Origin of the sequence: Cellulomonas phragmiteti (assembly GCF_016862775.1) — a bacterium.
Taxonomy (GTDB): Bacteria; Actinomycetota; Actinomycetes; order Actinomycetales; family Cellulomonadaceae; genus Cellulomonas; species Cellulomonas phragmiteti.
The window spans coordinates 1-12174 of the sequence record NZ_BONP01000014.1; the positions used below are offsets into that span (position 1 = coordinate 1).

At 71.8% G+C, this 12174-nt stretch carries 11 protein-coding genes and 1 pseudogene; 5 read left to right on the forward strand and 7 right to left on the reverse strand.

The features are described from left to right. Window positions 1-427: pseudogene (locus tag Cph01nite_RS12090) on the reverse strand (hypothetical protein); the annotation flags it as partial. Between the two features lie 41 nt (window positions 428-468). Beyond that, window positions 469-1083, reverse strand: a complete 615-nt coding sequence (locus Cph01nite_RS12095; protein ID WP_308439444.1) for a DUF6318 family protein — start codon at window positions 1081-1083, stop codon at window positions 469-471. Window positions 1084-1371: 288 nt separating this feature from the next. Between Cph01nite_RS12095 and Cph01nite_RS12100 the strand changes: the two genes are divergently transcribed. Together Cph01nite_RS12100 and Cph01nite_RS12105 are read left to right on the forward strand one after the other, a co-directional pair. After that, the gene (locus Cph01nite_RS12100) at window positions 1372-1635 is read left to right on the forward strand and encodes a helix-turn-helix domain-containing protein (RefSeq protein ID WP_203674514.1); all 264 of its coding nucleotides are present in this window, start codon (window positions 1372-1374) and stop codon (window positions 1633-1635) included. Further along, window positions 1632-2897: a type II toxin-antitoxin system HipA family toxin gene (locus Cph01nite_RS12105; RefSeq protein WP_203674516.1), complete on the forward strand. Its 1266-nt coding sequence runs from the start codon at window positions 1632-1634 to the stop codon at window positions 2895-2897. Before Cph01nite_RS12100 ends, Cph01nite_RS12105 begins: the two co-directional genes overlap by 4 nt. An 8-nt stretch (window positions 2898-2905) precedes the next feature. Here Cph01nite_RS12105 and Cph01nite_RS12110 read toward each other — a convergent pair whose 3' ends face one another. Further along, the gene (locus Cph01nite_RS12110; protein WP_203674518.1) at window positions 2906-6196 is read right to left on the reverse strand and encodes a DEAD/DEAH box helicase; all 3291 of its coding nucleotides are present in this window, start codon (window positions 6194-6196) and stop codon (window positions 2906-2908) included. 136 nt (window positions 6197-6332) lie between these two features. Between Cph01nite_RS12110 and Cph01nite_RS12115 the strand changes: the two genes are divergently transcribed. Further along, window positions 6333-6734, forward strand: coding sequence for a hypothetical protein (locus Cph01nite_RS12115; RefSeq protein WP_203674520.1), 402 nt, complete (start codon window positions 6333-6335; stop codon window positions 6732-6734). A gap of 113 nt (window positions 6735-6847) precedes the next feature. Here the strand turns inward: Cph01nite_RS12115 and Cph01nite_RS12120 are convergent, their stop codons facing one another. Then, entirely contained in the window at window positions 6848-7288 is a 441-nt protein-coding gene (locus Cph01nite_RS12120) for a DUF6318 family protein (protein ID WP_203674679.1), read from the reverse strand. A 337-nt stretch (window positions 7289-7625) separates the two neighbouring features. Here Cph01nite_RS12120 and Cph01nite_RS12125 point away from each other — a divergent pair, with 337 nt between their 5' ends. Further along, entirely contained in the window at window positions 7626-9494 is a 1869-nt protein-coding gene (locus Cph01nite_RS12125) for a hypothetical protein (RefSeq protein WP_203674522.1), read from the forward strand. Window positions 9495-9520: 26 nt separating this feature from the next. Here the strand turns inward: Cph01nite_RS12125 and Cph01nite_RS12130 are convergent, their stop codons facing one another. Then, window positions 9521-9994: a Fic family protein gene (locus tag Cph01nite_RS12130; protein WP_203674524.1), complete on the reverse strand. Its 474-nt coding sequence runs from the start codon at window positions 9992-9994 to the stop codon at window positions 9521-9523. Between the two features lie 149 nt (window positions 9995-10143). Between Cph01nite_RS12130 and Cph01nite_RS12135 the strand changes: the two genes are divergently transcribed. Continuing rightward, entirely contained in the window at window positions 10144-10320 is a 177-nt protein-coding gene (locus Cph01nite_RS12135) for a hypothetical protein (protein WP_203674526.1), read from the forward strand. 293 nt (window positions 10321-10613) lie between these two features. Here the strand turns inward: Cph01nite_RS12135 and Cph01nite_RS12140 are convergent, their stop codons facing one another. Together Cph01nite_RS12140 and Cph01nite_RS12145 are read right to left on the reverse strand one after the other, a co-directional pair. Further along, window positions 10614-11507 carry an HNH endonuclease gene (locus Cph01nite_RS12140; protein WP_203674528.1) on the reverse strand — a complete coding sequence of 298 codons (894 nt, stop codon included), beginning with the start codon at window positions 11505-11507 and terminating at the stop codon, window positions 10614-10616. Window positions 11508-11642: 135 nt separating this feature from the next. Beyond that, window positions 11643-12170 carry a DUF6301 family protein gene (locus tag Cph01nite_RS12145; RefSeq protein WP_203674530.1) on the reverse strand — a complete coding sequence of 176 codons (528 nt, stop codon included), beginning with the start codon at window positions 12168-12170 and terminating at the stop codon, window positions 11643-11645. Window positions 12171-12174 lie beyond the last annotated feature (4 nt).

A 12174-nucleotide genomic window follows, 5' to 3' on the forward strand; every position in this document is an offset into this window, starting at 1 on the left:
CGGGCAGGGGCAGGCGACGGAAGTCCGCCTCTGTCATCACAGGCAGCAGGTCGATGCCGCAGCCGCCCGTGTCGATGTCGTCCCACGGCTCCCACGCCGAGGTTGGTGTGGCGCGTGTCCGCATCCACATCGGCATCACGAGCGTGTCGCCGTCCTCGCACTGCACGGACGTCCGAGCGAGATTCGCGCCGTCGGGGCACGTGCCGTCGGCGTTCCCCATGACCCACATCCCGGGCGCGTCGCGGCAGTACGGGGCGCGCTGGTACTCGGCGAGACGGAGCTCGGGGGGCGTGGGTGCGTTCTTCTTGGCGAGCTCCTCGCTGCGCGCGACGGTCATCTCGGCGTGGCTTCCCTGCATGACGCCCTTGAACCGGTCGTCCAGCGCCGTCGCACCGGTGCCGGCCGAGGCAGTGAGCGCCCCAGCCATGCACACGCACGCGAGGGCGCGGCCCGCACTCTGCCGCCGCATCAACTCTCCGGCGACTCGACGATGCCGGCCGAGTCGATGATCCAGCGCTCGGCCCACGTCATCGCGAAGTTGAGGTCGTAGGTTCCGCCGTCGTTGCTCCCGACGACCGCGCCGTTCGCATCGATATCGCTCGAGGGAGCGATCCGCACCGTCAGGTCGGCCGCGTACCAGTTGTTCGCTCCGAGGTCCTTTCCTGTCGCGGACAGCACCTCGATCGCGCCGAGGCTTCTTATCCCTGCGCCGTGCAGCCGCTCGACCTCGCTCCGCGTGTTGGCGCAGAAGTCACAGGTCTCGGCCGACATCGAGTTCCACTCCGCGAGATCGCCGGATGCCAGCACGTACGGGTACAGCGACATGAAGTAGGTCGCCGCTGCTGCGGCGCCCTCTGAACCCGGCGCAGCCATGGCCTCGGGGCGCTCGGGTGGGGTCGCGGGCTCCTGAAGTGGCGCAACCGTCGTCGTCGGCGTTGCGCTCGGGCGCGGTGACGTCGTGGCCGGGGGAGTGGTTGTCGGGGCCGCCTCTCCACTCCCCGTGCACGCTGCCAGGGCGAGGCTCAGAGCGACGGCCGTCGCCGGTGCCGTGAGCATGCGTCGTCCCGATCCACGTATGGGCATGTCGGGAAAGTACCGGTTGTCGGGGCCGTTCGGGCGGGGTCGATCCGGCTTGTGGACAACGCCGCGGCGGAACCCGACCCGGACGGGTCAGCGCGTCGCCCTTGGCGCGAACCGCCCGAGCGCTTCGGTGGGAGGCGGCGCGGGTCCGGATGCGGGACGCGTGGCCGTGGGAGGTCCCTCGCTCGGCGACGCTGTCGCACCGAGCGCACTCGCGGCGGCAACGTATCTTTCCTTTTCCGAATGGCAGCGCTCGTTGACATTGGTCGATGGAAGCGTACGTTGTCATCCATGGCTGGTATCCGTGATGCACGACAGCTCGGCGCGCACCTGCGCGCTGCCCGGCAGAAGGCCGGTCTGACCCAGCAGCAGCTGGCGGCCGAGGCCGGCATCTCCCGCCCCACGCTTCGCCAGCTCGAGGCGGGGCACCCGACCGGTGAGCTCGGCAAGGCTCTGGCGGTCGTCGGAGCCCTGGGCCTGGAGCTGCACCTGGGTCCGGCGTCCGCCGCGACGTTCGACCTGGACGCTCTGGACAGCCAGACGGCTCCGCTGTGAGCGACCGGCACCTGGACGTCGTGCTCTACGAGCGCGTCATCGGTCAGGTCACCCAGTCGCACTCGGGTCGGCACACGTTCACGTACGACCCGCAGTACGTCAGCGACGTCAACGCCACGGCGTTGTCGTTGTCGATGCCCGTGGCCGACGCCACGTACCCCGGCCGCCGCATCGACCCGTACCTGCAAGGGCTGCTGCCGGACGGTGACGAGGTGCGTGAACGCTGGGCGCAGCGGTTCGGCGTCAGCGCGCAGAACCCGTTCGCGCTGCTCGAGCACATGGGTCTGGACTGCGCGGGCGCCGTCCAGCTCGTGCCAGGCGGCGCCCCGGGCGGGCCGCACGCGCTGGAGGGATCTCTCGAGCGCGTCACCGACGCGGACATCGGCGCACGCCTGCGTGCGCTGCGCGCCGATGACACGGCGTGGACGGTCGCCGGCGAGCGCTGGTCGCTGGCGGGAGCGCAGGGCAAGTTCGCACTGACCCGTGACGTGAACGGCGCCTGGCACGAGCCGCTGGGCGCAGCCGCCTCGACGCACATCATCAAGCCCGGCGTCGTGGGCTACCGCGACCAGGCGTTGAACGAGCACGTGTGCATGCGAGCTCTCGCGCTGTGCGGACTGCGCGTGGCCAGCACCGAGTACGTCGAGTTCGACGGGCAGCCTGCCCTGGTCGTGGCACGGTACGACCGGCGCCGGCGGGCGGACGGGACCGTGATGCGTGTGCACCAGGAAGACATGTGCCAGGCGCTGTCGGTGTACCCGCGGCGCAAGTACGAAGCGTCGAAGGGTCCGACGGCGGCCGACATCGCGAACCTGCTGCGGCGCAGCGCGAGTGATCCCGGGCATGACGTCCACGAGTTCGTCCGTGCGGTGATCGCGAACTACCTCATCGGGGCACCGGACGCGCACGCGAAGAACTACTCGGTGCTGCTCGCCGGCCCGCAGGTGCGTCTGGCGCCGCTGTACGACGTCGCCTCAGCGTTGCCGTACGACCCGCGCCAGGCGGACAGCGAGCTGCGGGACTCCGCGATGTCGATCGGTGGGCGGCGCACGTTCGGGACCGTCGAGGGCCGGCACTGGGACAGGTTCGCGGCCCTGTGCCGGGTCTCGCCGGACGCTGTGCGCACCGAGGTCGCCGCGCTTGCCGGCGCGCTGCCCGGCGCGCTCGAAGCTGCGTTCGACCCGTTCGCGCGCAGCGCCCTGCGCGACCGGCTCCTGACCCGGGTGCGGGACCTGTCAGAGGTGACGCTGCGCACCCTGTGAAGTCGCCGTCACCCCGTGAGCAGCGCGCGCACGTCGTCCGCCGTGATCGCGCGGGCGAACGCCTGCTCGTCGTCGCCCAGGACGGCGTCGAACACCGCACGCTTGCGTGCGGCCAGCGCCATGACCTTCTCCTCGATGGTGCCGCGGGCGACGAGCCGGTTGACCATCACCTTGCGGTCCTGCCCGATGCGGTGGGTGCGGTCGATGGCCTGCTGCTCGACCGCCGGGTTCCACCACGGGTCCAGCAGGTACACGTAGTCGGCCTCGGTGAGGTTCAGGCCGAACCCGCCGGCGCGCAGGCTGACGAGGAACAGCGGGGCAGAGCCCGTCCGGAACCGCTCGACGACCTCGGCGCGTCGCCGGGTCCGCCCGTCGAGGTACTCGAAGGCCAGGCCCTCGGTGCGGCACCGGTCGGCCACCAGCCGCAGGTAGCCGGTGAACTGCGAGAACACCAGGGCGCGGTGCCCCTCGTCGGCGACGGGGTGCAGCTGGTCGAGCAGGGCGTCGAGCTTGCTGGACGGCACGGCCGCGTACCGGTCGGGGTCGACGAGCGAGGCGTCCAGGGCCAGGCGGCGCAGCGTGGTCAGGGAGCGGAAGATCGCGAGGCGGTTCGCGTCGAAGTCGTCGAGCAGGCCCAGCAGGCGGGAGCGCTCGCGGTGCAGGTGCGTGTCGTACGTGCGGCGGTGCGCAGGTGCCAGGTCGACCAGGTGGATCTGCTCCTGCCGGTCGGGCAGCTCGGGAGCGACCTGCTCCTTGGTGCGCCGCAGCAGCACCGGACGCATCCGACGGCGCAGGTGCGTCAGGGCGCGGGCACCCTCCGCGCGGGTCGCGTCGTCCGCCGTCGGACGGGACGCGGCCTCCACGGGCCGGGCGACGTCCTCGCGGAACTTCGACGCCGACGCGAACAGCCCGGGCGCGACGATCGCGAGCAGCGCCCACAGCTCCATGACGTCGTTCTCCAGCGGGGTGCCCGTGATCGCGAGCTTGAACGGCACCCGCAGGGCCCGCGCGTGCGCGTTCGCCTTGGTCGCGTGGTTCTTGACGAACTGCGCCTCGTCGAGCACCAGCCCTGCCCAGTCCAGCGCGCGCACGTCGTCGTGCTCGATGCGGAACAGGGCGTACGACGTGACGACGACGTCCGCCCCGGCGACCGCGTCGGCCAGGGGGACGCCGGAGCGGCGCGCGGTCTCGCCGAGCGTCACGACCCGCAGCGTCGGGGTGAAGCGCGCCGCCTCCGCGGCCCAGTTGCCCACGACCGACGCGGGCGCGACGACGAGGAACGGCGGTGCGTCGGGCTGCTGCTCGCGCGCGTGCGCGACCAGCGCGAGGGTCTGCAGCGTCTTGCCCAGGCCCATGTCGTCGGCCAGCACCCCGCCGAGCCCGTGCTCCCAGCACATGGTCAACCAGGCGAAGCCCTCCCGCTGATAGGGGCGCAGGTCGGCCTGCACGGCCGCTGGCACGGGGCGGTCGGTCGCCGGGCCGGGCCCGTCGCGCAGCAGCCGGACGAAACCTTCGGCCCGGTGCTGCCACGTCGAGGACTGCTCGACCTCGTCGGCCACGTCCGTCAGGTCCGCCCACAGGCTGGTGCGGTACGGGTTGAGGCGCAGGCGGCCGGGACGGTCGTCGAGGCGCGCGGCCTCCTCGATGAGGCGCCGCAGCTCGTCCAGCGCGGGGTGGTTCAGGCGCAGCCACGCGCCGTCCGCGAGGAGCAGGCGGTCGTCCCCGACGGCCAGCGCGCGGAACAGGTCGGCGAACGGCACGTCGCGTCCCTCGACGGTGACGGTGACGGACAGGTCGAACCAGTCGGGGTCGTCGGTGTCGCGGACGGCGACGGTGACGTGCGGCGCGTCCCGGAGGGCGACGTACTCCGGCACGTCGCCGGTCTCGGTGCGGACGCCGTCGATCGTGGTCAGCAGGGGGAGCAGTGTCTCGGCGACGTCGAGCGCCGCGAGGCCCGCGAACTCGTGCTGCGCGACGACGCGGAACGCGCCCAGACGCGGCAGGGTGCGCACCGCCTCCTCCACCCGGCGCACGGTCGCCGCCTCGGTCTCGACGTCCCGGACGGCCCGGTCCTGCGCGGTGACGGCCAGCGGGCGGCGGGCGCGCGTCCCGCCCAACGCGTACTCCCACTCCCACCGCAGCCGCACAGCCGTCGGCGCGGTGAAGTCGCAGGTCACGACGAGCACGGGCCGCTCGGGCTCCGGCAGGGTGACGCTGCCGTCGCTGCTGGTCACCGTGACCGCGCGCCGCAGCCGCGGGTACTCGTCGGCCATCAGCGCGGGCACGTCGGAGGCGGGGACGACGACCGTCGGCAGGTCCAGCAGCGCGAGCGACTGCTCGGTCAGGGGCTCGGACACCGGGGCCAGGGTCAGGACGCGAGGGTCACCGTCGTGCCAGGTGAACAGGCCCGACGTACCGACGGCGCCGCGCACCGGCGTCGTGACGACCTCACCCCCGAGCTCCAGGCGCGGTCCGACGCGTACCGCGTCCCCGTCCGCGACGACGTCCAGGTGCAGGGCGGCGTGCTCGCGCAGGCGCACGACGTCGGACCTGCCCGGGCCGACCAGCTCGATGCCCCGCGCCGCCGCCGACGCCAGGTGCGGCCACAGGTACCGGGTGCACTCACCGAGGTCCAGCCACGCGCCGGACATGTACCGGCTCTCGAGGTGCATCGCGGACAGCTCACGGAACCAGGTGCGCGCCGCCGGGTCGATCGGTGTCCGCGACCAGCCGTAGGAGTACTGCAGGGCCGTCCAGGCGATGTCGGACGAGGCCGTCCACGTGCCCTTCGTCGTGCGGCGCACCGGGCGGGCCGACAGTGACAGGGAGCTGGGCGACCACGGGTCGGCCGGGTGCTTCGGCAGGCCGTTGACGCGGAGCTGCAGGCCGAGGGCGGGGGCGTCCTGGGCGGCGGGCGCAGGCGCTACGGGAGCCGTCAGCATGCCGAGGGCGTGGCGCCACGGGGCCGGGGCCGCGCGGCGCGTCGTGGAGTCCGGACGCGCACCGGCACCGGTGTGCAGGAGCGTCGCCGCGACGTGCTTGCACGCGACCCGCATGGGGCACGAGCAGTGGTCGTCGACGACGTCGAGCCGCGCGTCGAGCGTCACGACGCACCGGTAGGCGCGCGTCCCGCTGCCGCGGACCAGGGAGCTCAGGACCCGGGCGTCCGCCGACCAGTCGAGCGTGACGACCCGGCCTTCGCGCTGGTAGCCGACCCCGCGCTCGAACGTCGGGCCGTCGACCGCGGCGCGGACCGCGCGCAGAGGGACGGTGGGGATGCCGTCGGAGGCGATGGGCACGCGGTGCATGGTGTCATGAGGCCGTGGGAGCCGACCACGACGCGAACGTCACGGTGCGCGGGTCGGGACGGGCGCCGGTGTCTCTTCGGGCGGTCGAGCGGGACCTGGAACCGGTCCTGGGGAAGGGGTGGTGGCGATGACCTACACCGTGCGGGTGACGCGTGAGGGTGCGGACTGGTTGGGCGAGGTCGACGGTCTGGCCGGTGCGCACAGCTATGCCCGGAACCTGCGCACGCTGGACGAGCGGATGCGTGAGGTCATCGCCCTGGTCGAGGACCTTCCGGAGGGCGCCGAGGCTGGTCTTGCGCTGACCTGGGACTACGCGCAGGTCGCGCCGGAGGCCGTCGAGGCAGCGCGCCTTGTCGAGGAGCGGGTCCGTGTGGAGCGGGAGCGGGAGCAGATTGCCGCCCACACCCGCGAGCTGGTGGCGCAGTTCCTGACCAAGGGCTGGTTCTCGCGGGACATCGCCGCCGTGCTCGGGCTGTCCCCGGGCCGGATCTCCCAGCTCGCCCACCAGCTGGCTACCGACGCCGCTTGACCGCCCGGTCCAGGTCGGTCGCCACCTGGCGAACAGATGTCCCGGTCTCGCGGAGAGCGCGACGACGCAGAGGTCTGCCCTGAGCGACGCCGCGAGAGCTCGCAGTGCAGCTCTCACTGTGCCTGCCTGATCTCGACACCGTCGACGACCCACTCACCGGCGGCGATGCTCAGAGCGATGGTGACCTCGTGGCGTCCGCCGGGCGTCTCGTCGATGACGGCGCCTTGGGAGTCGTACTCCACGGACGCGGACTCCAGGCCGATGATCGTCGCTGAGTACCACCTCCCAGCATCGAGCTCGATGCCCTCGGCGGACTCGATCGTGAACGCGCCCCCCTCGATCCTGCGCCCCTCGCTGTGAACCTCGGCCGCTCCGTCGCGGGTGCTGCTGCAGAAGGTGCACGTAGGACCGGAGAGACTGTTCCACTCGGTGAGGTCGCCTGTCGCGTACACGTACGGGTACAGCGAGATAAGGTAGCTCGCCGCCGCGGCTGCTCCGTCGGCGCTCGGCGTCGCCATCGCCTCGGGGCGCGCCGGTGGCACGGTGACGTCCACGGTCGGCGAAGGAGTGGGCGTCGGCGTGGGTGTCGCCGTCTTGGTGGCCGTCGCGGTCGGGGTGGGCTCACTCGGTGCTGCGTCAGCCGTGCACCCGGAAGCCATCAACCCGGCGACGATCGCGACGACGACGACCTGTCCACGTGTCCGCATGCCCGGAACGTACTGATCCGAAGCGGTTCGGCGGCGGGCTCGTCTCGCATCTGGGGACAACTCCGGGGGTCCTCGGGTTCCGCGAACAGTTGCGGTGCACGTGCCCATGTGGATGAGGCCAGCGGTCCGACTCCCCGGGTCGGTACGGTGTGCCCGGTTCGTCCGGCTGTCGCAGGGGGTGCGCGTGGATCTCGGGGTGCTGGAGCGCTCACCGGAAGCGGGTGACGCGGAGGCTGTCGACGGTCTCGTCGCGGGGTACGTGGCGCGAGCGGAGCGGTTCGGGGAGCATGCGGTGAGCGTCCGGTCGGCGGGGGCGGCGCTGGGCGAGGCGATGATCGGTGACTGGGCGGGCGCGCTCGTCGAACGCACGTCGCGGTTGGCCGTGGGGCTGGACGACGCGGCGGGCGGGTGCCGTCAGGTGGTGGATGTCCTGGCGGGTTACGGCACGGCCCTGCGAGCGTTGCGTCGCAAGGTGCTGGAGTGCCGCGAGGTCGTTGCCGCTGCGCGGGCCCAGGCCATGGCGGCGCAGGAGCGGTACGCGGTGGCGGCGCTCGCCGCCGGTGGTGTTCCGGCGTGGTCGTGGACGGATGTGCCGTCGTTCCCCGCGGTCCCCGCGGCTGCCGACGAGTTGAGGGTGTGGAGCGAGGCGGTGGACGCGGTTGCTGTCGGTGTGCAGGCCTTCGAGCGGTGCTGCCGCGAGCGGGAGGACCTCGACCGCACGACGGCCGAGCGGTTGGCGGGGGTGGACGTGATGACGGCGTACGCGCCAGGGACCGGTGTGGACGCGGTCGTCGACGTCCCACTCGTTCAGGCGCTGGCCGCGAACGCGAGCGGATCGCTCGATGATGCCCAGCGGCGCCTGTTGGTCGGGTGGTTCGTCGACCTCACCGACCGGCTCGTCGAGGGTCCCTCGGACCCGGCCTCACGGGAGCTTCTCGCGGGGTTCCTTGAGGCGTGGGGTGAGGATCCCGCGATGACCGGTGGGTTGTTCGCCGCGGTCGGCGGTCACGGGACCCTTCAGTTGCTGGCGGCGCTCAGCCGCACCGTCACACCGGGGCGCGCCGTCGACAACCGTGCGACCGCGGACCTCGCGGCCCAGGTGCGTCGCGGTGTCGCCTCGGCCTCCACGGCGTGGTCCGTCGCCGAGGCCTCCGAGTTCGCCGCAGGGATGGTAGAGGAGATGGGCGTCGGCGACGGGTCGGTCAGCCTGGTCGGCTACCTGTTCGCCGACCGGGAGAACGCACGGATGAGCAAGGCGCTGACGGTGGCCACTGCCGACCTGCTCGACCGGATCGAGCAGGAGAGCGGGGTACTCCTTGACGTCGGCCCGCTGGGTTACCCGCTGGCCGAGATCGGTTCGCGCGGGGCGGGTGATGGCGTCCGGGACGCGGCCGGGCCGGTCTTCGCGACCCTCGGGACCTATCCGCAGGCCGCGCGGGACTGGTTCACGGGGAGTGCGGAGGAGTGGCCGAGCGGCCGAGCGGCCGTCGAACTCGGCCGCATCATCTACTGGTTCGAGGTGAGGGACTGGTCCACTCTGCGTTCCGACGGCTTTGCTGGGATCGGGGCAGCCTGGGCAGGAGTGAACCGCCCCGGCTTCCATGGAGGCTCTGGTGTGCCCAGCGGCGAGCTCGAGAGCGACCCATGGGTGCAAGCCGTACGTGCCGGCGAGATGGCGTATGCGACGGCCACCAACGTGGCCGACTTCTCCGACCCGTCGATGACGAGTACCTGGAGCCGGAACGCCATCGCGTGGTACGCGAACCTCGCCCGCGGTCGGCTGGCGCACGGCACGGCGCGGGTCGTGCTGGGTCCGATGACCTTCACCCCCCTTGCGGTCGACATCGAGGACGACGGATCACGTACGAGAGTCCTGGGGTGCGCCGACGGCCTGGCGACCGACCCTGACGAGAGCTCGGACCTCGAGCGCTCGCAGTGGCCGCAGGCGTACTCCTACCTGCTCGAGCTCTTCGACCCCGCGCCGAGCCTGGCGGACCTGCTGAAGCTGGACAGCGACGACGTCATCTTCGCCGGGCCGGCCGCCACGAGCTGACGCGGAGCCGGTCCGCGCTCGAGCGCCTACTGGCCGAGCACCCCGAAGACGTGGGGAGCCAACGTCTCACCTGTCAGCGTCGTCGACTCGTCGTGCTCGCTGTCGGGCAGCTCGAAGAGCTCTCCGGCTCGGAGGATCTTCAGGTGGATGCCGTCGACTGCAGCAACGCCGGAGTCGACCGTGGCGTTCGTGACGCGCAGGTACCGGTGCGCGGTGGGCAGGTCCCCGAACTCGCCCACGGCCACCCACTGCTGAGCGCGCTCGAGCACCCGGTAGAGACCTTCCGGACCGTTGCCGGCCGTCGCCCGCACGAGCCCGGAGACGTAGTCGTTGCGCAGCACCGTGGGGACGATGATGCGGTGCATGTCGTGCGGCACGAGCTCGGCGTTCATCGCCACGCGGGCCGAGCGTCCGTTCCCGTCGAGGAACGGGTGGACCTCGCTGACGAGGAACATCATGAAGACCGCGCGCTTGAACGGGTCGGTGAGCGCGGCGGCCACCTCCCACCCGGCGCGCAGGGGTCCCTGGAACCCGGTCGGGATGGACGAAGACGGTCGCGCCGGCGGAGACCTCCTCGGTCTTCCAGCGGCCCGGCCCCGTGTGCGGGTGCGGGGCCATCATCGTGGCGTGGCGTCCGCGGAGCATCTCCATGAAGTCGTCCGGGTCCCTGGCGACCTGCGACATCTCCTCGACGTCGGAGACGTTCTCCCAGGTCGCCGAGACGTCATGGGCGTCGTCGGGCTTGCCGACGTCTGCCTTCTCGAAGACGACGCGCTCGACCTCGCTGACCGTGAGCGTCGAGCCCTCGATGTCGTTCGAGAAGTAGGCCTCGTAGAACGGCACATACGTGGCGCGAGGCGCGTCGGTGACGTAGCGCTGCACCAGATGGAGACGTGAGAGAGCCTCGACCACCTGCCGGAACAGAGCGACCCGAGCGTGGTCGTAGTGCTCACCGCGCTGCGCGGCCGCCCAGGCGTGGGAGTCCGTCGCCGGCGCCGGCCCGATCCCGCGAGCGACGTCGACGATCGCGCGGATGGACGAGGCCGCCTGATGGTTCGCGTGCCTCTCGATGTACCTGGCAGACGCGAGGGCTGAGGTCGATCGGGGAGGGCGGTACGGTCACCCCACCCCCGCGAACCCTTCCCACCGCTCCGCCAGCAGCTCCCGATCAGGCCGGTCCTTCACCCGCCCGGGCAGCGTCAGTGGCCTCCCCGACATCTCCTGCAGCCCGTGCTTGAGCATCGGCCCGTCGACCTCCTCCATCAGGTCCCGGTCGATGTGCACGACGTAGTCGGGGGAGATCCCGAGCATGTTCTGGTCGAACGCCGCGTGGTGGATCTTGCACAGCGCGAGCCCGTTGGGTGTCGTCGGGACGCCGCGGGCGGAGGAGTCGGGGGCGATGTGGGCGGCGTCGAGCAGGGACCCGTGCCGCAGGGTGCACACGGCGCACCGCGTCTCGTAGGCCAGCAGCACCCGCGTGCGGAAGGCCGGCTGGTGCAGCCGCTGCTTCGCCAGCCGCAGGGCGTACGCACGCTGCGGCTCGTTGAGCGACCGCACGTCGCCCATGTACCGGAACGACTCGTCGAGCGCGATGAGGAACGCGTTCTCCTCCGGGACGTCGTCGACGACGTACACCGGCGCGATCGGCGTGTAGTAGTTCGGCGTCTCCTTGCGGAACAGGATCAGCGGCATGCCCGTCTCGATGGCGACGCGCATCTTGCGGTTGTCACCGCCGAACGGGTCACCTGCGCGGTACGCGTAGTGCAGCAGCCCGTCGTCGGGGTCCTCGATGTCGTCGTACGGGCCGTGCGCCGACTGGACGATCGCGAGGGTCGAGGAGAAGCCCGCCGGGTTGCGGATGCCGCGCGAGAAGTCGATCAGCGGGAGGTCGCGGTCGCCGGTGCGGTAGCCGAGCAGCTCCTGGCGGTGGAGGAACCCGCCGTTGCGCTCGGCGCGCTCGTGCACCCACGCGATGATCCGCAGGCGGAGGGCTGACTCGACGGCGGTGTCCACGGAGCCGAGCTCACCAGAGGATCGACGTGAGGTGGGAACACCACGCCGGCCCAAGTCGATGCGCTCAGTGGCTCGGCACGCGACGCACGACCTCGGGGACCCACGCCGTGCGTCCTGGGGCCGGCGCGGGTGGCGTCACAGGTCCTCGTCGCCCCCCGCCCCGGTGATGCGGTTCGGGTCGAGTCCCAGGCGCTTGTCCTCGCGGACGAGGTCGGCGGCCTCGCGCGACCACAGGATCATGATCACGATGTCGGCGAGCCGCTGGAAGCCGACCCATCCTCCGTTGTCGAGCTCCCAGAACTTCCGCGGGTTCGAGCCGCGCTCCACGTGGACCGGTGCGCCGAGCGTTGTCTCCACGAGGGCGCAGAGGTCGGTGTAGGCCTTCTTGAGCGCGGCGGGTGCCGACTCCTCGGCGTCCGAGACGTTGACGGTGATCTTGTCGAGGAGGTCCCCGGTCGCCTCGTTCGACAGCACGAGCGCGTGTGCGCTGTCGTCGTTCGTGCCGAGGTTGGTGAGGAAGTCGAGCGAGTTCTCGGTCTCGAGCTCCACCGACCATCCGCGCGCGGCGGCGAGGTCGAGCGCTGTCTGTCGCCCGGTCGGCCACCTGACGGCGCCGAAGGCGCGCAGGAGGTCGCTGATCTGGTCAGAAGATGCTGTTCGCACCGTG